The organism is Streptomyces sp. NPDC054975, from assembly GCF_053609105.1.
In genome coordinates this window covers 115,505-141,111 of record NZ_JBSGWV010000010.1, presented here as the reverse complement: position 1 = coordinate 141,111, position 25,607 = coordinate 115,505, and the positions used below count along the sequence as shown (strand labels likewise).

Below are 25,607 nucleotides of genomic sequence, written 5' to 3'. Positions count from 1 at the left end.
TTTGTTGAAAGTGAAGTGTGGTGTTCCGGGCGGCGGCGGCGCCTGGGCGCGACAGGACAGGTTGTCAGCGCCGCCGCCGACCGGAAGTCAAGGGGAGGACCTGCGTCAGACCTGCTGGCCGGAGAGGCGCTCGACGGCGCGCAGCAGGGCCGAGTGGTCCAGGCCGCCGTCACCCTGCGCACGCAGGGAGGCGACGAGCTGGGCGACGACGGCACCGACCGGAAGGGCCGCGCCGACGTTGCGGGCGGCGTCGGTGACGATGCCCATGTCCTTGTGGTGCAGGTCGATCCGGAAGCCGGGCTTGAAGTCCCGGTTCAGGAAGTTGTCCTTCTTGCGGGTCAGGACCGTGGAGCCGGCCAGACCGCCGTTGAGGACGTCCAGGGCGGCCTGGAGGTTCACGCCGGACTTCTCCAGGAAGACCACGGCCTCGGCGCACGCCTGGATGTTGACGGCGACGATGAGCTGGTTGGCGGCCTTCACCGTCTGGCCGGAGCCGTGCGGGCCACAGAGGACGATGGTCTTGCCCAGCGCCTCGAGGATCGGCAGGGCCGCGTCGAAGTCGGCCTGCTCGCCACCCACCATGATCGAGAGCACGGCCTCGATCGCGCCGGCCTCGCCACCGGAGACGGGGGCGTCGAGGACGCGGATGCCCTTCTCGGCGGCGTTCTTGGCGAGGTCAACCGAGGTCTGCGGGGTGATCGACGACATGTCGATGATCAGCGCGCCCTGCTTGGCGTTCTCCAGGATGCCCTCGGGGCCGTAGGAGATGGCCTCGACCTGCGGGGAGGCGGGCACCATCGTGATGATGACGTCGGCGTCCTTGACGGCGTCGGCGATCGACGCGGCGGCGGTGCCGCCGGCCGCGGCGAGGCGGTCCAGCTTGTCCTGCTCCAGGGTGAAGCCGGTGACGGAGTAGCCGGCCTTGATCAGGTTCTCGGACATGGGGGAGCCCATGATGCCGAGACCGACCCATGCGACCTTGGGGAGATTGCTCATGGTGAGGGTGCCTCTCAAAACTGGTGGTACGGGGAGGAAGTCAGCGGGTCAGCGGGCCGCGCGGGCCTCGGCCGGGAGCCAGTCGAAGGACGCGGCGGCGTCGGCGGCCTTGTACTCCAGGCCGACCCAGCCGTCGTAACCGGCCTTCTTCAGCTCGTCGAGCAGCTGCTCCAGGGGGAGCTCGCCGGTGCCAGGCGCGCCACGGCCCGGGTTGTCGGCGATCTGGACGTGGCCGGTCTTGTCGGCGTACGCGGCGATGACCTCGCTGACGTTCTCGCCGTTCATCGACAGGTGGTAGATGTCGAGGAGGAACTTGGCGTTGCCGAGTCCGGTGGCCGCGTTGACCTTGTCGACGACCTCGATCGCCGAGGGGGCGCTCACCAGCGGGTAGAGCGGCGACTCCGGCTTGTTCAGGGTCTCGATCAGCAGGATCGCGCCGATCCGGTCGGCCGCGCGGGCCGCCAGGACCAGGTTCTCCAGGGCGAGGGCGTCCTGGATCTGCGGGTCCACGCCGTCGACGCGGTTGCCGTAGAGCGCGTTGAGCGCCTTGCAGCCGACCGAGGCGGCGAAGTCGGCCGCCACGTCGATGTTGGCGCGGAAGCGGTCCGACTCCTCACCGGGCACGGAGAGCGCGCCGCGGTCGGGGCCGGGCAGCTGTCCGGCGTAGAAGTTCAGGCCCACCAGCTGGGTGCCGGCGTCGTCCAGAGCCTTCTTGAGGGCGTCCAGCTCGCTCTGGGCGGGGGTGGCGGTGTCGATCCAGGGCCACCACAGCTCGACCGCGGTGAAGCCCGCCGCGGCGGCGGCCGCGGGGCGCTCCAGGAGCGGGAGTTCCGTGAAGAGGATCGACAGGTTCACATCGAAGCGCTGGTCCGTGACTGCGCCTTCTGAGAAGCGGGCCATGAGGGGCGGCGCTCCTTCCGTATTGCGGAAGTAACTTTCTGTCTGACGGAATATTGCAAGGGGGGCCGCGCACTTGTCAAGAGGGTCCGGCAGCTCAGGGGTGCCGTCGGCCGAGTTCAGGCCAGTAGCGTGGGGCCATGGTGCGTTTGAGAGTGGAGTTCACGACCGAGCCCTTCGACCTGGACGAGGCGCCGGAACACGCGGTCGTGGCCCGTGAGGTCATCCAGTCGGCCGAACTGGACGCGGTGGACGTCGGCCCCTTCGGAAATACGGCGGAGGGTGGCGCCGACGAGGTGCTGACGGCCGTGGACGCGCTGCTGCGCAAGTCCCTGGCGGCCGGCGCGACCCGCGTCTCCCTTCAGGTCAACGTGCTCGGGGAGGAGTCGTGACGGAGCACCCGCTGATCACCGCCGTGAAGCCGCTGGTCGACGCGATGGGCGCCGAGATACTGGGCCCCGAGCAGGCCCAGGCCGACGATGTCGTGCTCGCCTGGGAGGGCGAGGACGTGCTCGCCGTGCGCCTGCCGCAGCTTTCGGACTCGCTGGATCACATTCTGGCCGCGATGGAGCGACGGCACGGGATGCCGCTCGCCGAGCTCGACCGCAAGGCCAAGCAGGAGGCGGTCCGGATGCTGGAGGCGCGCGGCGCCTTCTCCGTACGCCATGGGGTGGAGACGGTGGCCGGGGCACTGGGTGTCAGTCGGTTCACCGTGTACAACTACCTGAACAGGGAGACCGCCCTGAGCAGGGAAAAGGCCGCCGAGAACGGTTAGTTGATCATGTGCTGCCAGGAGCCGTCGTCCGGATGTCGGGACGACGGCTTTTGTGTACCCGAGTTTTCAACAAAGTGTTGACGCGGTGTCGGCCAAGGGCGTTAGCTATCCGCAGCCCGTCCGACGCACAGCGAAAAACAGCCACGGAGGCTTCCCGTGACTTCAGGTACGACACCGGGCCTCACCCGGTTCAACACCTCGGCGGACAGCGACGCTGTCGCCGCTCTCCACGAGGTGTGCTCCAGTTCGGCGTGGGGGAGCAAGATCCTCGCCCAGCGCCCGTACGCCACCGTCGAAGCCCTCTTCCTCGCCAGCGACGCCGCCATGGCCGAGCTGACCGCGGAGGACCTGGCCGAGGCGATGGCGGGCCACCCGCCGATCGGTCGTCCGAAGGCAGGGGACCCGACCTCTTCCCGCGAGCAGAGCGGGATGGCCGGCGCCTCCGAGGAGCTCAAGGCCGAGATGCTCGAGCTCAACCTGGCCTACCAGGACAAGTTCGGTCATGTCTTCCTGATCTGCGCCACCGGCAAGACCGGTGAGCAGATGCGCGACGCGGTCCGCGAGCGGATCGAGAACGCGCCCGACGAGGAGCGGGAGATCGTCCGCACCGAGCTGGGCAAGATCAACCGCATCCGCCTGACCCGTCTCGTAGAGAGTGCTGAGGAAAAGAGCGCATGAGCACCGACACCACCGCTTCGGTGTCCACCCACATCCTGGACACCAGCATCGGCCGCCCCGCCGAGGGCGTGGCCATCACGCTCGCGGCCCGCAGCGGCTTCGACGCGCAGTGGGTCACGCTCGGTGGCTCCGCCACCGACGCGGACGGGCGCTGCAAGGACCTGCCGGCTCTGCCGGAGGGCACCACCCACGTACGTCTCGACTTCGAGACCGAGGCGTACTTCTCCAACAAGCAAGCCGAGGCGCAGCAGGACGCCCCCCGCGTAAGGGACAGCGGTGCGTTCTTCCCGGAGGTGGCGATCACGTTCGCCGTCAAGCCGGGCGAGCACTACCACGTACCGCTGCTGCTCAACCCGTTCGGCTACTCCGTATACCGAGGGAGCTAGCAGACATGCCCACGATTCTCGGCCAGAACCAGTACGGCAAAGCAGAGAACCGCGTCGTCAAGATCACGCGGGACGGCGGCACCCACCACATCAAGGACCTGAACGTCTCCGTCGCCCTCTCCGGCGACCTCGACGACGTCCACCTGACGGGCTCCAACGCCCACTGCCTGCCCACCGACACGACCAAGAACACCGTGTACGCCTTCGCCAAGGAGTACGGGATCGAGTCGGCCGAGCAGTTCGGCATCCACCTGGCCCGTCACTTCGTGACGAGCCAGGAGCCGATCCACCGGGCCCGCATCCGGATCGAGGAGTACTCGTGGGAGCGCATCGCCAGCTCCGACGCCAACTCCAAGTTCATCGGCTCCGAAGACGTCAACCACTCCTTCGTCCGCAAGGGCCAGGAGACCCGCGTCTCCCAGATCACCTACGACGGTGAGAAGTGGGAGATCATCTCCGGTCTCAAGGACCTCGTCGTCATGAACTCCACCAACTCGGAGTTCTGGGGCTACATCAAGGACAAGTACACGACGCTCCAGGAGGCGTACGACCGCATCCTGGCCACGCAGGTGTCCGGCCGGTGGCGGTTCAACTGGACCGACGACGACCAGCGGATGCCCAACTGGGAGCGGTCCTACGAGCAGACCAAGAAGCACATGCTCGAGGCCTTCTCGGAGACGTACTCGTACTCCCTGCAGCAGACGCTGTACCAGATGGCCTCGCGGATCATCAACCACCGTTCGGAGATCGACGAGGTCCGCTTCTCGCTCCCGAACAAGCACCACTTCCTCGTCGACCTGGAGCCCTTCGGGTTGAAGAACGACAACGAGGTCTACTACGCCGCCGACCGCCCGTACGGCCTCATCGAGGCCACCGTCCTGCGTGACGGAGCCACGGCGCTGATCCCGGCGGACATGACCAACCTCTAGCGGCACCCCGTGGGGCCCCCGCCCGCCCGCAGTCGGGCGGGGGCCGTCACCACCGGAGGGAAACCCATGGCACTGCCCGCATCGGGGCCGGCATCCGCAGAAGGCCCGTGTCCCACCTCGCCGGTCACCTCGCACGAGGTCCACCCGGTGGACGAGAAGCTTCCCGCCTCGCGGCTCGTTCCCGCCGCGCTCCAGCACATCGCCGCGATGTACGCGGGCGTGGTCACCCCTCCGCTGATCATCGGCCAGGCGGTCGGCCTGGACGCCGCCGGAATGACCCGGCTCATCGCCGCGAGCCTGCTCATCGCCGGCTGTGCCACCCTCCTGCAGACGATCGGCGCCGGCCGCTTCGCCGGAAACCGGCTCCCGTTCGTCAACGCCGCCTCGTCGGCCGGCATCGCCCCGATGCTCGCCATCGCCGAGACCAGTGCCCCCGGCCACCAACTCCCCGCCATCTACGGCGCGGTGATGGTCGCCGGAGTCTTCTGCCTCGCCGTCGGGCCCTTCTTCGGCCGGCTGCTCCGCTTCTTCCCGCCGCTCGTCACCGGCGTCGTGATCACCCTGATCGGCGTCACCCTGATGCCCGTGCCCGTGACCTGGGCCCAGGGCGGGAACAAGGAAGCCGCCGACTTCGGCGCGATGAAGTACCTGGCGCTCGCCGCCTTCACGCTCGTCGTGATCCTGCTCTTCCAGCGCTTCGGCAAGGGCTTCGTCAGGCAGATCGCCCTGCTGCTCGGCCTGTTCATCGGGACGCTCGCCGCGATCCCGTTCGGGTTGGCCGACTTCTCCGCGCTCCGCGAGGCGCCCGTCGCCGCGCTGCCCAGTCCCTTCGCCTTCGGCGCACCGGAGTTCCAGCCCGCCGCGATCCTCTCCCTGTGCATCGTGATGCTGGTCCTGATGACCGAGTCGAGCGCCGGCATGCTGGCGCTCGGCGAGATCTGCGAGCGCCGCAGCGACGGCCGTACGATCACCCGCGGCCTGCGGACCGACGGCATCGCCACACTGCTCGGCCCCGTCTTCGGCGGATTCCCCACCTCGGCGTTCGCCCAGAACGTCGGAGTGGTGTCGCTGACCCGGGTCCGCTCCCGCTACGTCGTCGCCGCCGCCGGTGGCGCCCTGCTGGTCCTCGGCGCGTTCCCGGTCCTCGGAGCGGTCGTGTCGATGGTCCCGATGCCGGTCCTCGGGGGTGCCGGTATCGTCCTCTTCGGCTCGATCGCCGTCTCCGGAATCCGTACCCTCTCGGAAGCCGGACTCGACGACAGCTCCAACATCATCCTGGTGGCCGTCGCGCTCGGAGCGGGCATCATCCCGCTCGCCGCGCCCACCTTCTACGCCGACTTCCCGGCCTGGGCACAGACCGTGCTCGGCTCCGGCATCAGCGCCGGAGCGCTCGTCGCGGTCTCGCTCAACCTGTTCTTCCACCATCTCGGCACCCGGAGCCGTCACGCGGCTCCGGCACTCAAATCCTCCTAGGGTCCTGCCGTGCCCACACAACCCCCGAGGAATGAAGGAAGCACCGCCATGGCAGCACCTTCGACCGTCGAACGCATCGTCATCGAGAACTGTGCGATCGCGACCGTAGACGCCAACGACACCGAGTACGCCACCGGTCACCTCGTCGTCGCAGGCAACAAGATCGAGTCCATCGGCGCCGGCAGGGCGCCCGAGGGCCTGGAGAACGTGGTCCGCCGGATCGACGCCACCGGTCATCTGGTGACGCCCGGTCTGATCAACACCCACCACCACTTCTACCAGTGGATCACCCGGGGCCTGGCCACCGACCACAACCTCTTCAACTGGCTGGTCGCGCTCTACCCGACGTGGTCGCGCATCGACGAGTCGATGGCCCGCGTCGCCGCCCAGGGCTCGCTCGCGATGATGGCGCGCGGTGGTGTGACCACCGCGATGGACCACCACTACGTCTACCCGAAGAACTCCGGCGACCTGTCCGGCGCCATCATCGGCGCCGCCCGCGACATGGGCGTCCGCTTCACGCTCGCCCGTGGCTCCATGGACATGAGCGAGAAGGACGGCTTCCTGCCGCCGGACTTCGCGGTCGAGACCACCGACGGCGCGCTCGCCGCGACCGAGGAGACCGTGCGGAAGTTCCACGACTCCTCCTTCGACGCGATGACCCAGGTCGCCGTCGCCCCCTGCTCCCCGTTCTCCATCTCCACCCGGCTCCTGAAGGAAGGCGCCGAGCTGGCCCGCCGCCTCGGTGTGCGCATGCACACCCACGGCTCGGAGACCGTGGAGGAGGAGAAGTTCTGCCACGAGCTCTTCGGCATGGGCCCGACCGACTACTTCGAGTCGACCGGCTTCCTCGGCGAGGACGTGTGGATGGCGCACTGCGTCCACATGAACGACTCCGACATCGAGGCCTTCGCCCGTACGAAGACCGGTGTCGCCCACTGCCCGTCCTCCAACGCGCGGCTCGCCGCCGGCATCGCCCGGGTCCCGGACATGCTCAAGGCGGGCGTGCCGGTCGGCCTCGGTGTCGACGGGACCGCCTCCAACGAGTCGGGCGAGCTCCACACCGAGCTGCGCAACGCGCTCCTCGTCAACCGCCTCGGCGCCCACCGCGAGGCCGCGCTCAACGCCCGCCAGGCCCTGCGCCTCGGGACGTTCGGTGGCGCCCAGGTCCTCGGCCGCGCCGACTCGATCGGTTCGCTGGAGGCCGGCAAGCTCGCCGACTTCGTCCTGTGGAAGATCGACGGCCTCGGCCACTCCTCGATCGCCGACCCGGTCACCGCGATCGTGTTCGGCGCCGCCGCCCCGGTGACGGCCTCGTTCGTCAACGGCAAGCAGATCGTGGAGAACAACCGTCTGCTGTTCGCGGACGAAGAGGCCATCGCCCGCGACGCGCGCGCGGAGGCCCAGCGCCTGGCCCGGATCACGGCCCAGGGCTGACCTCCCCAAGGAGTCCGACCGAGGGGGACGGCCCTCGGTCGGTCGCCGCGGACCCGAGCGGGGCCCGCGGCCGGCCGGACGGGGGGTGACCGTACGAAAAGAGGTACGGCACCCCCCGGACGGTCGACTGACGTCTTCCTCCCAGGACACCGAGCACGGCACCCCCATACCCGCGCGACCACCTGTCCCCGTACGACCCGCAGCATCCTCATGAGCCCGCACCCGTGAGGCGCACGACCTGCTCTGCACCACCTCCATGACACCCACGTCTCCGCCGACGTGTTACCCGACCGGAGGAACCGCCGTGGCATCCAAGCCCAGGTTTCGCAATGATGCACAGGATGAAAGCGCCGCCGACACGGAGGACCGGAAGCATCCGGTCGACGAGACGCTGCCGCCCCTGAGAATGTTCACCAGCGGCCTCCAGCACGTGGCCGCCATGTACGCCGGTGTGGTGGCCCCGCCCCTGATCGTCGGCGCCGCCGTCGGACTCTCCGGTACCGAGCTGACGTTCCTCACCGGAGCCAGCCTCTTCACCGCGGGGCTCGCCACCTTCCTCCAGACGCTCGGCATCTGGAAGATCGGCGCCCGACTGCCGTTCGTCAACGGCGTCACCTTCGCCGGCGTCGCGCCGATGCTCGCGATCGTCGACACCACGGACGACAAGGCCGACGCGCTGCCGATCATATTCGGGGCGATCATCGTGGCCGGAGTGCTCGGCTTCATCGCCGCCCCGTACTTCTCCAAGCTCGTCCGCTTCTTCCCGCCGGTCGTCACCGGCACGGTCATCACCCTCATCGGTGTCTCGCTCCTGCCCGTCGCCTTCGGCTGGGCCCAAGGCCCCAATCCGGCGGCCAAGGACTACGGTTCGACCACCTATCTCACCCTCGCCGCGATCACGCTCGTCGTGGTGCTCGTCCTGCGCCGCTTCACCCGCGGCTTCCTGAAGCAGATCGCGGTCCTGGTCGGTCTCGTCATCGGCACCCTCATCGCGATCCCCTTCGGAGTCACGGACTTCAGCCCGGTGACGGAGGCGGACATCGTCGGCTTCCCGACGCCGTTCCACTTCGGAGCCCCGCAGTTCGCGCTCGCCGCGATCATCTCGATGTGCGTGGTCATGCTGGTCTCGATGACCGAGTCGACCGCCGACATGCTGGCGCTCGGCGAGATCGTCGAGCGGCCGGCCGACGAGAAGACCATCGCGGCCGGTCTGCGCGCCGACACCCTCGGCTCGGCGATCAGCCCGTTCTTCAACGGCTTCATGTGCAGCGCCTTCGCCCAGAACATCGGTCTGGTCGCGATGACGAAGATCCGCAGCCGGTTCGTCGTCGCCTGCGGCGGCGGCTTCCTGGTCCTGATGGGCCTCTCGCCGGTCGCGGCCTCGCTGATCTCGGTCGTCCCGCGACCGGTGCTCGGCGGCGCGGGTGTCGTCCTCTTCGGCTCGGTCGCGGCGAGCGGCATCCAGACCCTGGTCAAGGCAGGCCTGGAGAAGGACAACAACGTCCTGATCGTGGCGGTCTCGCTGGCCGTCGGCATCATCCCGATCACGGCGCCGGAGTTCTACCACGCCTTCCCGGAGACCGCGAAGATCATCCTGGACTCGGGCATCTCGACCGGCTGCGTCGCGGCGGTCCTGCTGAACCTGGTCTTCAACCACCTGGGCAAGCACCGCGACGACGACACGGTCACCGCTCCGATGGAGCCGGGCGAGGAGATCTCCGAGGCCCGTGGCGCCAAGGCGGCGCACGTCCACTGAGCGTCCCTCCGCCGTCCGTCGAGCCGGTCCCCGCGTACGACGCGGGGACCGGCCGCGGGCGTTCGAGGCCCGGTTCGGTGGTGCTGATCAACCCGAACACCTCCGCCGCCACGACGGCGATGATGACCGCGATCGCGCGGCGGACCCTGGGTTCCTCCGTGCGCGGGGTGACCGTGGCGCGTGGTCCCCGGATGCTCACCGACCCGGCGGCGCTGAGGGCGTCGGTGCCCGAGGTGGTCGCGGCGGCCCGGCGGGCCATGGCGGCCGGGGACTGCGCGGGGCTGCTGGTGGGGGCGTTCGGGGATCCGGGCGTGGCGGAGCTGCGGGCCTTCGCGGGCGTCCCGGTCGTGGGCCTCGCGGAGGCGGCCTGTGCGGAGGCCGCGGCCGGGGGAGTGCGGTTCGGCGTGGCGACGACGACCCCGGATTTGGCGGAGGCGATCGGCCACCGGATCGCGGACCTCGGCCTCGCGGACTCCTACACCGGAATCCGCCTGACGCGGGGCGACGCCGGCCTGTTGTCCCGCGAACCGGAGGCGCTGCGGGAGCAGTTGGCCGAGGCGGTGCGCGCCTGCGTGGTACGGGACGGGGCGCGGGCCGTCGTGATCGGCGGCGGCCCGCTGGCCGAGGCGGCGGACGCGCTGCGGGAGCGCTTCGACATCCCGGTGATCGCGCCCGTCCCGGCCGCCTGCCGCCGGATCGCCCGTGCGTGAGGGAGTTGCGTCCCGGCCCGGCCTGGTCGGAGCTCGCCGTCATCGCTCGGCCTCCCCGCGCCGACGGCACTCCCCGGCCAGGTGCGGGTAGGCCGCGCCGATCGCCTCGTACAGCCGGGCGCGCAGCAGCCGCTCGGCCTCCGCCCGTCCCGTCGACCCGAACAGGCCGTCGAGCAGGGTCTCGTACCGCGACAGGGCGTGGCGCAGATACGTCACCTGCCACCGCACCAGCGCCCCGGCCGCCACCCCGCCGGGCGCGCCGGGTCCACCCGGCCCGCGTGCCCCGAGCAGCTGCCGGTGGCGCACCGCGCGCCGCTCCAGCTCGGCCGCCGGAAGCCGGGGCACCTCGATCGGCTCCGCCCGGATCGCCGCGAGCACCGCCCGCCGCCGCCGCTCCGCCCCCGCCTCGACGGTCGCGGAACGACTCCCCGAGGCGGCAGCGCACCGGGCGAACTCCGGCGTCCGCTCCACCGCCTCCACCCGCGCCAGCCGGTACAGCCGCACCGGCGCGAGCGAGAAGCGCCGGGGGTCGCGCCCCTGCACGTCGGGTTCGCCCAGCAGGTCGCGGACCATCGGGTCGGTCCAGCCGCGCTCGCGCAGCCCGGCGAGCGTCACAAAGGTCGTACGGCCCGTCACGATTCCCCCTGCTCCTGATTACTGAGAGTGACGAAATCAGTGAAGCGCACCCCACTGACAACCGCCCTCTTGCCGGGGTCGCCGCACCCGTGCCATACAGGTCTGGACCAAGTCGACGGACGGAGGCATTCCTGTGCAACGCCCGCTCGCCGCATGTCTGTTGACGGCCGTCGTGCTCGTCATCGCGGCCTGTTCCTCAGGCCCCGCCAAGGACACCCACGGACCTACCGCGCCCACCGGCGTCACCGCCGCCTCCGGCAGCGCCCGCACCGTCCACGTCATGTGGAACGCGGCCACCGACGACCGCGCGGTCACCGGTTACGAGGTCTACCAGCAGGGCCGCAAGGTCAAGGACGTCCCCGCCGCCACCCTCATGGTCGACATCGTGAACCTCACGCCCGCGACCCCGTACGCCTTCACCGTCCGCGCCCGCGACGCCGCCGGAAACCGCTCCCCGCACAGCACGACGGTGCCCGCCACCACCCTCGCGGCGACGGCCCAGGACCGCACACCCCCGACGGCCCCGCGCGCGCTGCGCGCCACCGCCGGAGGAAGCCACGCGGCCACCCTGACCTGGCAGGCCTCCCAGGACGACACCAAGGTCACCGCGTACGACATCCACCAGGCCGACGCCCGGATCCACACCGTCCCCGGCACGGCCACCACCGCCCGCCTCACCGGCCTGCGCGCGGGCACGGTCTACTCCTTCACGGTCCGCGCCCGCGACGCCGCCGAGAACTCCTCCCCGGACAGCCCCCCGGCCGACCTGACCACCACCCCGGCCCCCGGCGCCGCCCCCAACACGGCCCCCACCGACCTGACGGCCAAGGTCGTGCGGGGCGAGGTCACCCTCACCTGGACCCCACCACGCACCGGAGCCCCGGTCACCGAACACCAGCTCTTCCTCGACGGCGCCTTCACCACCACCATCGTCTGGGGCGCCGACCCCCCGCCCGGCCGGGCGACCTACACCTTCACGGTCCCCACCACCAAGCCGGCCCGCTACGGCGTCACACTCCGCGCCCGCCTCCCCGACGGCACATGGGGTGACTTCTCGGCCCGGCGCACCGTTGTCGTCCCATGACGGCGCCGCCCCGGACGTCGTCGTCCGGCCCGTGCCGGAACTACCCTGGGAAAGGTGGCAGGGACCGTGCTCACCAACACCGGGCTCGACGCGTTCCTCGACGGAACTCCGGAGCTCCGTGACCCCTCGTCCGTGCGGGCCGCGGATGCCGTGCTCTCGCTGCTCTCGTTGCGCGGGGCCGACCGCAGGAGTGGGCTGCCCGAGCCGAGTGTGGAGCTGGTGCGGCGGCTGCTCGTCGAGGACCTGCCGGCCTTCGTGTACGCGACCCCGGAGGAGTTGCCGGCCTACCCCGCCGTGCTCGTGGCGCTCACCGCGCGGGTGCGGGAGGCGGGGCGGCTGAACGGGAAGCGGCAGGCGCGGATCGTGGCCGCCGTCGAGGACATCGTGCCCGACTTCGAACGGGCCATGAAGGACCCCGCCAACTACACCTGGCAGCGCTGGTACGCCTCGCTGATGCGCGCCGACAGGACCGACCCCGGCGACCCCGACGCCGTACGGGCGTGGCTCGCCGCGCACGACGGGGTGCGGCCGCCGGACGGGCTCAACCGGGCGGACCTGATGAACCGGAGCGACGTCGCCGACACCCTCCTCGCGGACGCGCTCGCCGGCGCCTACGTACGGGAGGTCGAGTCGCCCTCGCCCGCGGGGCCGCTGCTGGCCGACGTGGACGTGTCGCACGGGGTGGCGAAGATCGGGGGCCTGCTGGTCGACCGGTGGACCGCCGAGGGGCTCTCCGGCGCGCTCGCCGGACCGTACGCCCACCTCGCGCCGGGCCCCGAGGCCTTCCCGCACCTCGTCCTCGCCGACACCCTCCTCGACGAGCACCTCAACTACTACGGCGACTCCTCCATCCCCCTGCCGCCCCCGCCCATGGAGGCCCACGAACCCCAGCGCTCCGTCGAGGCGGGCGCCGACCTGCTCGCCGCGGCCGTCGAGGAGATGAAGGGCGAGACCGGCGGCCTGTACGACGGCGAGGCCGCGCACCTGCTGTACGCGCTCTACCAGCGGGGCGCCTGCGCCGAGTCGGTCGCGCGCAGGGCCGCCGAGTTCTCCGAGGACTGGCCGGTCGACCCCCGCCTCGAGGACGCGCCCGTCCTCGTACCGGCGAACGCCCCCGAGACCTACGCGGTCCCGCCCCTCGACGAGCTCTCCCGGCTCACGGGGGCCCAGGTCACCGAGGAGCAGCGGGCCGCACTCGAACCGGGCGCCCGCGCCATGGCCGACACCGTCGACCGGCTGGCCCGCACCGGCATGGTCTTCCGCGCCGGCGACGCCTTCGGTCTCACGCCATGGGGCGTCGAGGTCCTCCACTACCTGCTGCGGGTGCGGTGGGTCGCGGCGCCCGACGGCAAGGAGGCCGCCGCCTGGGACGCCCGCACCATGATCGCCGCCGCCGAGGGCTGGTCCGCCTCCGCCGCGACCCGGGTCCTCGCCGAGTGGCTGCACGCCCACGGCGACACGGTGGAGGCGTGGTCCGCGCTGCTCGACGCCATCGGCACGGTCCACGCCGGGACCTTCGAGGCCGCCGGGACGCGTGCTCTCTTCGGCTTCCTCGACCCCGCCGCCGCCCCCGTCGAGGCCCTGCGCGGCGCCCTCGACGACCCGGTGATGGGCGCGTACGCGTACGGGGTGCTGCGCGCACGGGGCGAGTCGGCGGACGAGAGCCTGGTGCCCACGTCCGCCCGTGCCGTCCTGATCCTGGACCGGCTCGCCCGCCACCGGGACGACCCGCGGACGGTCCTCGACACCGCCGCCGCGAGCTGGCCGGGCGGCCTCGACGCCCTGGTCGGGGAGATGGCGGCCGTCGATCCGTACCTCACGAGGCGGACCCTCGGGGTGTCCCGCGTCCCGGTCCCGGCCACGAAGGGGACGACCGAGCGGGCGCGGCGTCGCGGTCGGCGCGGGCGCCGCACCCGCTGATCCCCGTGGGGGGTCGGCACGACCGTCAGGAGACGGCCGTCAGATACATCCCGGAGGCTCCGGTACCCGCGGTGTTGCGGCAGGTGAAGTTCCCGGTCGGCTTGGCGTGGATCAGCGCGAGACAGCGGCCGAGCGCCAACTGGCCGTAGTGGTTGGGGTGGACGTTCTCCTGGATCGGGCCCTGCGTCTCGTTCGGGTCGATCCAGCGTGCCCACTCGCTGCTCGAAGCGGAGGCCGGCACCGTGGAGCTGACCAGCTTCGAGGACTTCGCGCACACCTCACGACCCTGGAGCATGTCGCGCAGATCCATGAACTGCACTCCCTTGCTCGCCGCGACTCCCTTGAGCCGGTTCGAGACCTGCGGCACGAGTGTGTCCCGTGCCCAGTCGGAGTCCTTGTCCCAGAACGGGCAGCCGCCCGTGTTCGTGCGGCTCCAGCCGCTCTCCCCGTAGCGGTTCTCGGCGGCCCGGGGGATGGGCGAGGGGTACGACTGGAGCACGATCCGGTAGTCGGAGGCGGCGTACCCGGCGGCCGCCATCACCGCCCGGACCTCGTCCACCGACTTGCCGACGTTCGCCATCACCGTGTCGATCTTCGCGTCGACCTCGGCCTGCTGGTCGTCGTGGCAGTACGAGTACCAGACGATGTAGTCGGTCGCGCAGCTCCTGATGATGTCGGCGAAGCCCAGGTCGTTGCCCCCGATCGACAGCACGATCGTCCCGACGTCGTGGGAGGCGGCGACCGCCGCCAGCTGGTCGGCCTGCGGTGCCTCGCCCTTGTACGCCACGCCGCCCTGGGACGCGCGGAAGACGTTCTTGGTGGTCGCCCCCGAACAGGCCAGGTTGACGAGGGCCGAGGCGATCGCGCCCGCGCTCTTCACCTCGGCCGAGTCGGAGCGGTGGCAGCCGTTCGCCGCCGACGTCCCGTACACCCGGGAGGGGTCGTACCCGCTGCCGGTCCACGCCCGGTCGGTGCCGTTGCGGCTGCCGCTGGTCGTGAGGCTGTTGCCCTGCCAGCGGCCCGCCTCGCCGGAGATGTAGCTGTCACCCATCGCCACGACGGCGGTGGGCCCGGAGCCGTTCGCGGCGACGGTGGGGGTCGTGCCGGTGGTCAGGAGGGCTCCCACGGCGAGGGCGAGGGTGCCGAGTCTTCGAGCCGTGCGGTGGGGGGTTCTGGGCATGGCGGTGATCTCCTGCGTCGGTGCAGAGGAGTGGGGGACAGCCGCCGGCCGGTGGCATGCGGAATCTGGCATGCCGTGGCTTGTTACCGCTAGGTAGCGTCGGGTTTCGGTTCCGTCACGTGCCCTGTGAAACGCACGGGAGCGAAACTCGCGAGGACCAGGCCCCGGACATGGCTCCGCCCCCGGTGCTGTGCGTTCACCAGGGGCGGAGCCGTTCTTCGCGGGGTTACCGCGTGCTGCTCGGCTGCTGTGCGGGTCAGCCGACCAGCTGGTCGTACGCGGGGAGGGTCAGGAAGTCCGCGTAGTCGGCGTCGAGCGAGACGTGGAGCAGCAGGTCGTGCGCCTGCTGCCACCTGCCCGCCGCGAAGGCCTCCTCGCCGACCTCCGCGCGGATCGCGGCCAGTTCCTCCGCCGCGACCTTGCGGGCCAGCTCCGGCGTGGCCCTCTCGCCGTTCTCGAAGACGACCCCCGCGTTGATCCACTGCCAGATCTGCGAGCGCGAGATCTCCGCGGTGGCCGCGTCCTCCATCAGGTTGAAGATGGCGACCGCTCCGAGGCCACGGAGCCAGGCCTCGATGTAGCGGGTGCCGACCTGGACGGCGTTGCGCAGGCCCTCGTACGTGGGCTTCGCGTCGAGCGAGTCGATGGCGATCAGGTCGCCGGGGGCCACCGACACGTCCTCGCGCAGCCGGTCCTTCTGGTTCGGCTTCTCGCCGAGGACCGCGTCGAAGGAGGCCATGGCGATCGGGACCAGGTCCGGGTGGGCGACCCAGGAGCCGTCGAAGCCGTCGCCGGCCTCGCGGTCCTTGTCCGCCTTGACCTTCTCGAACGCGACCTTGTTGACCTCGGCGTCCTTGCGGGACGGGATGAACGCCGCCATGCCGCCGATCGCGTGCGCGCCGCGCTTGTGGCAGGTGCGGACGAGGAGTTCGGTGTACGCCCGCATGAACGGGGCCGTCATCGTGACCGCGTTGCGGTCCGGGAGGACGAACTTCTGCCCGCCGTCACGGAAGTTCTTGACGATGGAGAAGAGGTAGTCCCAGCGGCCCGCGTTCAGGCCCGCCGCGTGGTCGCGGAGCTCGTAGAGGATCTCCTCCATCTCGTACGCGGCCGTGATCGTCTCGATGAGGACGGTGGCGCGGACGGTGCCCTGCGGGATGCCGACGTAGTCCTGCGCGAAGACGAAGATGTCGTTCCAGAGGCGGGCCTCCAGGTGCGACTCCGTCTTCGGGAGGTAGAAGTACGGGCCCTTGCCGAGCTCGATCAGGCGCTTGGCGTTGTGGAAGAAGTACAGACCGAAGTCGACGAGCGCGCCGGGGACCGGGCGGCCCTCGAAGGTCAGGTGGCGCTCCTCCAGGTGCCAGCCGCGCGGCCGCATCACGACGGTGGCGAGCTCGTCGGCGGGCTTGAGCGCGTACGACTTGCCCGACTTCGGGTCCGTGAAGTCGATGTTCCGGGTGTAGGCGTCGATCAGGTTGACCTGACCGAGGACCACGTTCTCCCAGGTCGGCGCCGAGGCGTCCTCGAAGTCCGCGAGCCAGACCTTGGCGCCCGAGTTCAGCGCGTTGATCGTCATCTTCCGGTCCGTCGGGCCGGTGATCTCGACGCGGCGGTCGTTCAGGGCCGCCGGGGCCGGCGCGACCCGCCAGGAGTCGTCCGCGCGGACGGCCGCGGTCTCCGGCAGGAAGTCGAGGGTCGAGGTGCGGGCGATCTCGGCGCGGCGCTCCACCCGGCGGGCAAGGAGCTCGTCCCGCCGCGGGGTGAACCGCCGGTGCAGCTCCGCCACGAAGGCGAGGGCCGCGTCGGTCAGCACCTCCTCCTGCCTCGGCAGGGGCTTCGCTTCGACGACGGCCAGGGGGGACGGCGCTGGTGCGGACATGAACTGTCACTTCCTTCAGCGGACTTCACGGGCGGTGCCTTGCGGCCGCCGGGCGTCACGGGTCGGCACGGAGTGCCGCAGGCGCCGAGATACGGCCGCGGAGCGCCGTCAGGGGATCAGGCGCTTCTGAACAGTGGATACTAGTTTCCTCATGGTGGAAGTTCAATCGTTTGTTGATATCGAGATTCTCTGGATCGACAGAACATGGCGCTCAGTGCCACGCCCTTCACTCAAGGTGCGCCAGATCCGCCTCCGTGTCGATGTCGTAGGGCTCGGCGACGTCCGAACAGTCCACCAGGGTGATCGCGTCCCGGTGCGCCTTCAGGTAGTCCCGCGCTCCCTGGTCGCCGACCGCCTCCGCCGCGATCCCCGCCCAGCGGTCCGCGCCGAACAGCACCGGGTGGCCGCGCTTGCCGTCGTACGAAGCCGCCGCGAGCACGTCCCGCGAGCGGTACGCCGACAGGACCCGCTCCACCGCCTCCGCGCCGATCCCCGGCTGGTCCACCAGTGACACGAGCGCCGCGTCCACCGGCAGCGCCTCGGCCGTGAGCGAGGCCAGCCCCGCCCGCAGCGAGGACCCCATGCCCTCGGCCCACTCCGGGTTGTCGACCAGGACGCAGCCGGGCAGCTGCGCCCGCTCCCGTACGAGCTCGGCCGAGGCTCCGAGGACGACATGGATCACCTCGCAGCCGCCCTCGCGCAGCACGCGCACCGCGTGCTCGACCAGCGGGCGCCCGCGGTGGGTGAGGAGCGCCTTGGGGCGGCCGCCGAGGCGCCGGCCGCCGCCCGCGGCGAGGAGCAGACCGGCCACCAGGGGAGAGGAGTGCCGGGTATGTGTCGTAGGCGTCATGCCCCCTGCATACCGCATGACACGGACGCCTGAATTGTGTCCACGATGTGGCGCGTCGACCGCGGAATGGCGTTAACTTTGCTCGCGACTCCGGGCGTCCGGCCACCGTTCGACGGGTCGGGTCGCGGTGGAAAGTTCGGCGCACAGTGTCGTGCGAGGGGGAGAACTTTGTTGCGAAGCGTTGGGCAGAGGCGTGTGACAACCGGCGGCGGCGAGGACCCGAGGGTGGCGGAGCTGCGCGCTGCCGTCTCCCGGCTCCGCCGTGAACTCGCGGGTCACCGAGCCGAGTTCACCGACCGGGGGATCGCCGAGGACGAGCTCGCCGCGCTGGACGCGATGGCCGTCAGCGGAGTCCCGGAGGTACGCCGCCTGCGCCGCTCCCTGCTCGTGATCGCGGGCTCGATCGGCTCGGTCAGCGCCCTCGCGAACGGCCTTGCGAACGTCCGTCAGGCCGTCGAACTCTTCGGCGAACCGCCGCGCGAGCTCTGACGGCACGCCGCTCACCGGCGAGAGCCGGCGGCCCGTGTCCCTGGGGGCCAAGGCGGGCCGTGTCAGGACGGGCGTCTGATCAGGCGCCGGGAGGTCGCCGTCGCCACCGCCGCCGTACGGGAGTCCACCCCGAGCTTCGCGAAGATGTGCACCAGGTGGGACTTCACCGTCGCCTGGCTCAGGAACAGCGCCTTGCTGACCTGCTGGTTCGACAGCCCCTCGCCCACCAGCTGGAGCACCTCCAGCTCCCGCTTCGTCAGCGCCTCCGCCGGGGTCCGCATCCGGTCCATCAGCCGGTGCGCCACCGCGGGCGCCAGCGCCGACTGGCCCGCCGCCGCCGTGCGCACCGCCGCCGCCAGCTCCTCCGGCGGGGCGTCCTTCAGCAGATAGCCCGAGGCCCCCGCCTCGACCGCCGCGAGGATGTCCGCGTCCGTGTCGTACGTGGTCAGGACCAGGACCCTCGGCCCTCCGGTGCGCGCGGTGATCGCCGCCGTCGCCTCCGAGCCGTGCATCCCCGCCCCGAACTGCAGGTCCATCAGGACCACGTCCACCCCGCCCGCCCCGGCCAGCTCCACGGCCCGCTCGGCCGTGGCCGCCTCGCCGACCACGGCGAAGTCCGGCTCGGTGTCCAGGACCGCGCGCAGCCCGGCCCGTACCACCGGATGGTCGTCGGCCAGCAGGAGACGGATCGTCATGTCGACACTCCAGCCCGAAGGGGGAGGGACACGGCGACCGCCGTGCCCTGACCAGGGGCGGACTCCACCGTGAACGCGCCGCCCAGCGACTCCGCCCGCGCGCGCATCGCCGGCAGCCCGAAACCGCCGTCCTCGGACGACGGCGAGAGCAGCGCCGGATCGAAGCCCTTGCCGTCGTCGACCACGTCCAGAGTGACCGAGGCGTCCATGAACGACAGCGTGATCTCCGCCCGCGACGCCGAGGCGTGCCGCAGCGTGTTCGCGAGCGCCGACTGCGCGATCCGCAGCAGCGCCACCTCGTACGGCGTCGGCAGCTCCACCGGAGTCCCACTCACCGTGAGACGGGCGCGCGGGGAGGCCTCGGGGCCCGGCTCGCACAGCCGCTCCAGGGCCGCCGCCAGCGAGCCGTGCTCCAGGTCCGGCGGCGAGAGGGCCCGTACGAACCGTCGCGCCTCCGCCAGGTTGTCCTGGGCCGCCCGCCGCGCCCCCTCGATGTGCCCGGCGGCCGGCGAGCCGGCGGGCAGCGCCCGCTCGGCGGCCCGCAGCAGCAGCTGGATCGAGGAGAGCCCCTGCGCGAGCGTGTCGTGGATCTCCCGCGCCAGGCGCTCGCGCTCCGCCAGCGTGCCGGCGTGCCGCTCGGCCGCCGCCAGCTCCGCCCGGGTCGCGATCAGCTCCTCCACCATCCGCCTGCGCCGCTCGCTCTCCCGGTACAGCGCCTGGTAGCCGAGGACCGTCGCCACGGCCACCGCGCCGCCGAGCAGCGGCCCGATGAAGACCCCCGGATTGAGCGGCGCGCCATGGCGGACGTACGACAGGATCGCCGCGCCCGCCGTCAGGGCCACCGACGGCAGCGCCCAGCGGACCGGCAGCAGATGCAGCTGGAGGAAGTACAGCGGGAACGCCCCCCAGAGCCCGTCGGGCGTCGCCCAGAGCAGCGCCAGCCAGGACGCGCACAGCACGGCCAGCCAGAGTCCGGCGGCCCGCTGCGAGCCCCGTACGGAGGGCAGCGCGGAGCCGGCCGCGTACACCCCGCCCGTCACCGCCGCGAGCACGATCCCGGCCCCGGAGTCCGACCGGAGCGCCGCGAGGGCCAGCAGCCCCGCCATCAGCAGGTGCAGACAGAGACGCAGCGCGCGCAGGGCGGGGGTGAGGGAACGCGGATCCATGGTCCGTCCAGCGTAGGCGGGGGCGAGCGATCCGGTCTCAACCGAAAGATTGATTGCGGGGCCATCCGTGGCGCGATGCCGAGGGGCGCCGGGGCCGGGAAAGCTGGTCGGCATGTTCGTGGCATGGAGAGACCTGAGATTCGCCAAAGGGCGATTCACACTGATGGGAGCCGTGATCGTGCTGATCACGCTGCTCGTCGGACTGCTGTCCGGGCTGACCGCCGGACTCGCCCGCGAGAACATCTCGGCGATCACCGGTCTCCCGGCGGACCGGCTGGCCTTCGCCGCCCCGCCGTCCGGCCAGTCGGTCTCCTTCACCAACTCGACGGTGACGGAGAGCCAGTGGCGGCGGTGGGCCGAGCGGCCCGGGGTGGCGAGCGCGCGGCCGCTGGCCATCCGCACGCTCAACGGCGCCGCCGGTGACCGTACGGCCACCGTCTCCGCCTTCGGCACGGAGCCGTCGGCGGCGCTCGCGCCCGAGAGCGGGAAGCTGGGCCCGGGGCGGGTCGTCCTCTCCGCGTCGGCGGCCGATGAGCTGGGCGTCGGCGTGGGCGGGGCCGTACGCCTCGGTCCGCTGGAGGCCCGGGTCGCGGCCGTCGCGGGCGACGCCTCGTACAGCCACACGCCCGTCGTCTGGACCTCGCTCGACGACTGGCAGAAGCTCGGTCACAACGGCGCGACCCCCGGGGAGCAGGCCACGGTCATCGCGCTGCGGTTCGCGGGGGACGTCGACCCGGGAGCGGGCGACGAGGCGCTGGGCACGGAGTCGCGGACGATCGACGGGGCGCTCACGGCCATAGGGTCCTACCAGGCCGAGAACGGCTCGCTGCAGCTGATGCGGGGGTTCCTTTTCGCCATCTCCGCGCTGGTCATAGGGGCCTTCTTCACCGTCTGGACGATCCAGCGGAGCGGCGACGTGGCGGTGCTGAAGGCGCTGGGAGCGTCGACCCCCTATCTGCTGCGGGACGCGCTCGGGCAGGCGGTCCTGATGCTCGGCGCCGGGACGCTGTCCGGCACGGCGCTCGCGGTCGGCGCGGGGGTGCTGATCAGCGGCGGGGACGTGCCGTTCGTCCTGGAACCGTTGACCGTGCTCGGGCCGGCCGCCGTGATGATCGTCCTCGGCGTCCTCGGCGCCGCCCTGTCCATCCGGCGGATCACCGCCGTCGACCCCCTGACCGCGCTCGGGAGCGCCCGATGACTCTGCTGCTGGACGACGTGACGCTGACGTACCCCGACGGCGACGGGCGCCTGACCGCTCTCGACGCCGTCTCCCTGGAGGTCCCCGCCGGTCGTCTGACGGCGGTCGTCGGCCCCTCGGGCTCCGGCAAGTCCAGTCTGCTGGCGGTCGCGGCGACGCTGGTGACGCCGGACCGGGGGCGGGTGGTGGTGGCCGGCACGGACACGGGGCCGCTGGACCGCGCGGGACGGGCGGCGCTGCGACGCGAGCGGATCGGGATCGTCTTCCAGCAGCCGAACCTGCTGCCGTCGCTGACGGCGCTGGAGCAGGTGCAGGTGATGGCGCATCTGTCGGGCGCGAAGCCGAAGGCGGTACGGGACAGGGCGCTGGCGTTGTTGGACGCGGTGGGTCTCGCGGATCTGGCGGCCCGGCGGCCGCACCAGCTGTCCGGCGGTCAGCGCCAGCGGGTCAACATCGCGCGGGCCCTGATGAACGACCCGTCCGTCCTGCTCGTGGACGAGCCCACGAGCGCGCTCGACCACGAGCGCGGCGCGGCGATCGTGGACCTGCTGGCGGGCCTGACGCGGGAGCGCGGCACGGCGACGGTCCTGGTGACCCACGACCGCACCCACGCGTCACGGGCGGACACCATGGCCCAGATGGACGACGGCCACCTCAGGGTGCTCGCCCGGACATGACGGGCGCGTCGGCGCCCGCCCGCCCCGCTCCGCCTGCCGGCGCGGGGGGGGCGGGCGCCGGTCCCGTTACGCCTGGCCGTTGGCCGCCGTGTTGGCGAGGGCCGTGGAGAGCTCCTGGGCCACTTCCTGGAGGATCGGGACGATCTTGTCCGTGGCCGACTCCGTGACGCGGCCCGCCGGGCCCGAGATCGAGATCGCGGCCGCGGTGGGGGAGTTGGGGACCGACACCGCGAGGCAGCGGACTCCTATCTCCTGCTCGTTGTCGTCGACCGCGTACCCCGCGTCCCGCACGGCGGCGAGCGCGTCGAGGAAGCCCTCCGGCGTGGTGATGGTCTTCTCCGTCGCCGCCGGCATGCCCGTACGGGCGAGCAGTGCGCGCACCTCGTCGGCCGGGGTGTAGGCGAGCAGGGCCTTGCCCACGCCCGTGGAGTGCGGCAGGACGCGCCGGCCGACCTCGGTGAACATGCGCATCGAGTGCTTGGACGGCACCTGGGCGACGTACACGATCTCGTCGCCGTCGAGCAGCGCCATGTTCGCCGTCTCGCCGGTCTCCTCGACGAGCCGCGCGAGGTACGGGCGGGCCCACGTGCCGAGCAGCCGGGAGGCGGACTCGCCCAGGCGGATGAGGCGGGGGCCGAGCGCGTACCGGCGGTTGGGCTGCTGGCGTACGTAGCCGCAGGCCACCAGCGTGCGCATCAGACGGTGGATGGTGGGCAGCGGCAGTCCGCTGCTGGCGGAGAGCTCGCTCAGCCCGACCTCGCCCCCGGCGTCCGCCATCCGCTCCAGGAGGTCGAAGGCACGCTCGAGGGACTGGACGCCACCGCTCGCGGCGGTGGGCTTGGCGGCGTCGGTGGTGCTGGCGCTGGACGTCGGCACGTCAAGGTCCTTTCGGGGCAGGCGGGCAAGGCAGCAGCCTACCGGGCCGTCCGGTCGAACACACGGCCTCGGTCCCGGCGTACAGGCCGGTCAGGGGGGTGTTTGTCCGGTGTCGGCAGCCGCCCGGCGGCGTCCGTCTCCACCCCGCATGTACGGAGCTACGTTCTACTGTACGAAATTTCCATTCCACTTCATGGAAACGTCCAAGAGGCCGCCCGGAGCCGCCGCGCGGCACCGCCGGACGGGGCCATCCTGGGAAAGTGTGCCCTTGACGACATGTCGTCCTGAGTGAAGACTCCTTCAACAGTTCGTTGAAATTCTTGCTGGAAGGGGTACGGGTGGACGTCAACCTGGTACTGCGCTCGACTCGCGTCATCACCCCGGAGGGGACGCGGGCGGCGTCGATCGCCGTCTCCGGCGGGACCATCGCCGGTGTGCTGCCGTACGACGCCGAGGTACCGGCCGGTGCCCGGCTGGAGGACGTCGGCGACGACGTCGTGCTCCCCGGGCTCGTCGACACCCACGTCCACGTGAACGACCCCGGCCGCACGGAGTGGGAGGGCTTCTGGACCGCCACCCGCGCCGCCGCCGCCGGTGGCATCACCACGCTGCTCGACATGCCGCTGAACTCGCTCCCGCCCACCACGACGGTCGAGCACCTGCGGATCAAGCAGGACGTCGCCCGTACCAAGGCGCACATCGACGTCGGCTTCTGGGGCGGCGCGCTGCCGGACAACGTCAAGGACCTGCGTCCGCTCTTCGACGCCGGTGTCTTCGGCTTCAAGTGCTTCCTGTCGCCGTCGGGCGTGGACGAGTTCCCCCAGCTGGACCAGGAACAGCTGGCCGCCTCCCTCGCCGAGATCGCCGGCTTCGACGGCTTGATGATCGTGCACGCGGAGGACCCGCACCATCTGGCCGCCGCCCCGCAGAAGAAGGGGGAGAAGTACGCCGACTTCCTCGCCTCCCGGCCGCGCGACGCCGAGAACACGGCCATCGAGAACCTGATCAACCAGGCCCGCCGTCTCAACGCCCGCGTGCACGTGCTGCACCTGTCCTCCTCCGACGCGCTGCCGCTCATCCGGGCCGCCAAGGCCGAGGGCGTCAAGATCACGGTCGAGTCCTGCCCGCACTTCCTCACTCTCACGGCCGAGGAGGTGCCGGACGGCGCCACGGAGTTCAAGTGCTGCCCGCCGATCCGCGAGGCGTCGAACCAGGACGCGCTGTGGGAGGGGCTCGCCGACGGCACGATCGACTGCATCGTCTCCGACCACAGCCCCTCCACCGCCGACCTCAAGACCCCTGACTTCGCCTCCGCCTGGGGCGGGATCTCCTCCCTCCAGCTCGGCCTCCCGGCCATCTGGACCGAGGCCCGGCGCCGCGGTCGCAGCCTGGAGGACGTGGTCCGCTGGATGTCGGAAGGCCCCGCCCGCCTGGCGGGCCTCGGGCGCAAGGGCGCCATCGAGGCCGGCCGTGACGCCGACTTCGCCGTCCTCGACCCGGAGGCGACGTTCACCGTCGACCCGGCCGAGCTGGAGCACCGCAACCGCGTCACCGCGTACGCGGGCAAGACGCTGCACGGGGTCGTGACCTCCACCTGGCTGCGCGGAGAGCGCATCGCCGACCGCGGCACCCTCGCCGAGCCCACCGGCCGCCTCCTCGAAAGGAACAACTGACCCGTGACCGGCATACCCTCCTTCACCGGCGACGCCAGCCCCTACGGCGGCGGTGACCCGTACGCCGACTACCGCACCGCGGACTTCCCCTTCGCGCAGTACGCGGACCTGGCCGACCGGCGCCTCGGCGCGGGCGTGATCGCCGCCAACGACGAGTTCTTCGCCGAGCGCGAGAACATGCTCAAGCCCGAGGCCGCCGAGTTCGACCCCGAGCACTTCGGCCACAAGGGCAAGATCATGGACGGCTGGGAGACCCGCCGCCGCCGTGGTGTCTCGGCCCAGCAGCCCCACCCCACCGAGGACGACCACGACTGGGCGCTCGTCCGCCTCGGCGCCCCCGGCGTCGTACGCGGCATCGTCGTCGACACCGCGCACTTCCGCGGCAACTACCCGCAGGCCGTCTCGGTCGAGGCCACGTCGGTCGCCGGCTCGCCGTCGCCCGAGGAGCTCCTCGCGGACGACGTGAAGTGGACGACCCTCGTCCCGCGCACCGCGATCGGCGGCCACGCGGCCAACGGCTTCGCCGTCGACGTCGAGCAGCGCTTCACGCACCTGCGCGTCAACCAGCACCCCGACGGCGGCATCGCCCGCCTGCGCGTGTACGGAGAGGTCGCCCCGGACCCGCGCTGGCTGGCCGTCCTCGGCACCTTCGACCTCGCGGCCCTGGAGAACGGCGGCCAGGTCGAGGACGCCTCCGACCGCTTCTACTCGCCCGCCACCAACACCATCCAGCCGGGCCGCTCCCGCAAGATGGACGACGGCTGGGAGACGCGGCGCCGCCGCGACAAGGGCAACGACTGGATCCGCTACAGCCTGGCCGCCGAGTCCGAGATCCGCGCGGTCGAGATCGACACCGCGTACCTCAAGGGCAACAGCGCGGGCTGGGCGGCGCTCTCCGTGGCCGCCGAGGGCTCCGAGGACTGGACCGAGATCCTGCCCCGGACCCGCCTGCAGCCGGACACCAACCACCGCTTCGTGCTCGACACCCCGGCGGTCGGCTCCCGCGTCCGGATCGACATCTACCCCGACGGCGGCATCTCCCGCCTCCGCCTCTTCGGTTCGCTCACCGAGGACGGCGCGGCGCGCCTGACCGCGCGCCACCAGGAACTGGGCGGGTAACGACACCCCGCCCGGCCCGGGGGGGGGCCCCCCCCCCCCCCCCCCCGGTGGGCCCCCCGCCCCCCCGGCCGCGCCGCCCCCGCGGGGCGCCGGCCCCCGGGAAAGACGCGCCCGGGCCCGAACGCCCG

General features: G+C 71.7%; 25 protein-coding genes. 16 read left to right on the top strand and 9 right to left on the bottom strand.

Features of this window, described 5'->3' with window-relative positions:
- Positions 1-105 precede the first annotated feature (105 nt).
- The gene (locus ACWF79_RS13510; RefSeq protein ID WP_453728235.1) at positions 106-996 is read right to left on the bottom strand and encodes a 2-hydroxy-3-oxopropionate reductase; all 891 of its coding nucleotides are present in this window, start codon (positions 994-996) and stop codon (positions 106-108) included.
- 48 nt (positions 997-1,044) lie between these two features.
- Positions 1,045-1,896 (bottom strand): TIM barrel protein, encoded by an 852-nt coding sequence (locus tag ACWF79_RS13505; protein ID WP_453728234.1) that lies wholly within the window; start codon positions 1,894-1,896, stop codon positions 1,045-1,047.
- A gap of 140 nt (positions 1,897-2,036) precedes the next feature.
- Between ACWF79_RS13505 and ACWF79_RS13500 the strand changes: the two genes are divergently transcribed.
- From ACWF79_RS13500 to ACWF79_RS13460, 9 genes are all read left to right on the top strand, one after another.
- Complete coding sequence (locus ACWF79_RS13500; protein ID WP_361962469.1) at positions 2,037-2,285, top strand: hypothetical protein; 249 nt, start codon at positions 2,037-2,039, stop codon at positions 2,283-2,285.
- 44 nt (positions 2,286-2,329) lie between these two features.
- Entirely contained in the window at positions 2,330-2,668 is a 339-nt protein-coding gene (locus ACWF79_RS13495) for a helix-turn-helix domain-containing protein (protein ID WP_453728254.1), read from the top strand.
- 156 nt (positions 2,669-2,824) lie between these two features.
- Positions 2,825-3,346, top strand: a complete 522-nt coding sequence (uraD, locus tag ACWF79_RS13490; protein ID WP_453728233.1) for a 2-oxo-4-hydroxy-4-carboxy-5-ureidoimidazoline decarboxylase — start codon at positions 2,825-2,827, stop codon at positions 3,344-3,346.
- Positions 3,343-3,732, top strand: coding sequence for a hydroxyisourate hydrolase (gene uraH / locus ACWF79_RS13485; RefSeq protein WP_453728232.1), 390 nt, complete (start codon positions 3,343-3,345; stop codon positions 3,730-3,732). The genes uraD and uraH overlap by 4 nt, the downstream gene beginning before the upstream one ends.
- 5 nt (positions 3,733-3,737) lie before the next feature.
- On the top strand, positions 3,738-4,661 hold the full coding sequence (pucL, locus tag ACWF79_RS13480; protein WP_453728231.1) for a factor-independent urate hydroxylase: 924 nt from the start codon (positions 3,738-3,740) through the stop codon (positions 4,659-4,661).
- Positions 4,662-4,727: 66 nt separating this feature from the next.
- A complete protein-coding gene (locus ACWF79_RS13475) occupies positions 4,728-6,134 on the top strand; it encodes a nucleobase:cation symporter-2 family protein (protein ID WP_453728230.1) in 1,407 nt (468 codons plus the stop codon).
- Positions 6,135-6,182: 48 nt separating this feature from the next.
- Positions 6,183-7,571, top strand: coding sequence for an 8-oxoguanine deaminase (locus ACWF79_RS13470; RefSeq protein WP_453728229.1), 1,389 nt, complete (start codon positions 6,183-6,185; stop codon positions 7,569-7,571).
- Between the two features lie 304 nt (positions 7,572-7,875).
- Entirely contained in the window at positions 7,876-9,327 is a 1,452-nt protein-coding gene (locus ACWF79_RS13465; protein ID WP_453728228.1) for a nucleobase:cation symporter-2 family protein, read from the top strand.
- An 80-nt stretch (positions 9,328-9,407) separates the two neighbouring features.
- Positions 9,408-10,037, top strand: a complete 630-nt coding sequence (locus ACWF79_RS13460) for an aspartate/glutamate racemase family protein (protein ID WP_453728227.1) — start codon at positions 9,408-9,410, stop codon at positions 10,035-10,037.
- A gap of 39 nt (positions 10,038-10,076) precedes the next feature.
- Here the strand turns inward: ACWF79_RS13460 and ACWF79_RS13455 are convergent, their stop codons facing one another.
- The gene (locus tag ACWF79_RS13455) at positions 10,077-10,673 is read right to left on the bottom strand and encodes a hypothetical protein (protein ID WP_453728226.1); all 597 of its coding nucleotides are present in this window, start codon (positions 10,671-10,673) and stop codon (positions 10,077-10,079) included.
- Positions 10,674-10,806: 133 nt separating this feature from the next.
- Between ACWF79_RS13455 and ACWF79_RS13450 the strand changes: the two genes are divergently transcribed.
- Both ACWF79_RS13450 and ACWF79_RS13445 read left to right on the top strand, forming a co-directional pair.
- Positions 10,807-11,757 carry a fibronectin type III domain-containing protein gene (locus tag ACWF79_RS13450; RefSeq protein WP_453728225.1) on the top strand — a complete coding sequence of 317 codons (951 nt, stop codon included), beginning with the start codon at positions 10,807-10,809 and terminating at the stop codon, positions 11,755-11,757.
- Positions 11,758-11,811: 54 nt separating this feature from the next.
- Entirely contained in the window at positions 11,812-13,677 is a 1,866-nt protein-coding gene (locus tag ACWF79_RS13445) for a hypothetical protein (protein ID WP_453728224.1), read from the top strand.
- Between the two features lie 25 nt (positions 13,678-13,702).
- Here the strand turns inward: ACWF79_RS13445 and ACWF79_RS13440 are convergent, their stop codons facing one another.
- The 3 genes from ACWF79_RS13440 to ACWF79_RS13430 form a co-directional block, all read right to left on the bottom strand.
- Positions 13,703-14,857, bottom strand: a complete 1,155-nt coding sequence (locus tag ACWF79_RS13440; RefSeq protein WP_453728223.1) for a GDSL-type esterase/lipase family protein — start codon at positions 14,855-14,857, stop codon at positions 13,703-13,705.
- Positions 14,858-15,113: 256 nt separating this feature from the next.
- Entirely contained in the window at positions 15,114-16,736 is a 1,623-nt protein-coding gene (gene aceB / locus ACWF79_RS13435) for a malate synthase A (protein WP_453728222.1), read from the bottom strand.
- A 226-nt stretch (positions 16,737-16,962) separates the two neighbouring features.
- Entirely contained in the window at positions 16,963-17,586 is a 624-nt protein-coding gene (locus ACWF79_RS13430) for a nucleotidyltransferase family protein (protein ID WP_453728221.1), read from the bottom strand.
- A 168-nt stretch (positions 17,587-17,754) separates the two neighbouring features.
- On the opposite strand from ACWF79_RS13430, the gene ACWF79_RS13425 reads away from it, so the two are divergent.
- Positions 17,755-18,075 carry a DUF5955 family protein gene (locus ACWF79_RS13425; protein WP_453728220.1) on the top strand — a complete coding sequence of 107 codons (321 nt, stop codon included), beginning with the start codon at positions 17,755-17,757 and terminating at the stop codon, positions 18,073-18,075.
- 62 nt (positions 18,076-18,137) lie between these two features.
- On the opposite strand, the gene ACWF79_RS13420 is transcribed toward ACWF79_RS13425, so the two are convergent.
- A complete protein-coding gene (locus ACWF79_RS13420; RefSeq protein WP_453728219.1) occupies positions 18,138-18,770 on the bottom strand; it encodes a response regulator in 633 nt (210 codons plus the stop codon).
- Positions 18,767-19,936 (bottom strand): sensor histidine kinase, encoded by a 1,170-nt coding sequence (locus ACWF79_RS13415; RefSeq protein WP_453728218.1) that lies wholly within the window; start codon positions 19,934-19,936, stop codon positions 18,767-18,769. Before ACWF79_RS13415 ends, ACWF79_RS13420 begins: the two co-directional genes overlap by 4 nt.
- Positions 19,937-20,048: 112 nt before the next feature.
- Between ACWF79_RS13415 and ACWF79_RS13410 the strand changes: the two genes are divergently transcribed.
- Positions 20,049-21,134: an ABC transporter permease gene (locus ACWF79_RS13410; RefSeq protein WP_453728217.1), complete on the top strand. Its 1,086-nt coding sequence runs from the start codon at positions 20,049-20,051 to the stop codon at positions 21,132-21,134.
- Entirely contained in the window at positions 21,131-21,811 is a 681-nt protein-coding gene (locus tag ACWF79_RS13405; RefSeq protein WP_453728216.1) for an ABC transporter ATP-binding protein, read from the top strand. Before ACWF79_RS13410 ends, ACWF79_RS13405 begins: the two co-directional genes overlap by 4 nt.
- A 66-nt stretch (positions 21,812-21,877) precedes the next feature.
- Here ACWF79_RS13405 and ACWF79_RS13400 read toward each other — a convergent pair whose 3' ends face one another.
- Positions 21,878-22,687 carry an IclR family transcriptional regulator gene (locus ACWF79_RS13400; protein WP_453728215.1) on the bottom strand — a complete coding sequence of 270 codons (810 nt, stop codon included), beginning with the start codon at positions 22,685-22,687 and terminating at the stop codon, positions 21,878-21,880.
- A 338-nt stretch (positions 22,688-23,025) separates the two neighbouring features.
- On the opposite strand from ACWF79_RS13400, the gene allB reads away from it, so the two are divergent.
- Together allB and alc are read left to right on the top strand one after the other, a co-directional pair.
- Positions 23,026-24,360: an allantoinase AllB gene (gene allB / locus ACWF79_RS13395; RefSeq protein WP_453728214.1), complete on the top strand. Its 1,335-nt coding sequence runs from the start codon at positions 23,026-23,028 to the stop codon at positions 24,358-24,360.
- Positions 24,361-24,363: 3 nt separating this feature from the next.
- Positions 24,364-25,479, top strand: coding sequence for an allantoicase (gene alc, locus ACWF79_RS13390; RefSeq protein WP_453728213.1), 1,116 nt, complete (start codon positions 24,364-24,366; stop codon positions 25,477-25,479).
- Positions 25,480-25,607: the final 128 nt, after the last annotated feature.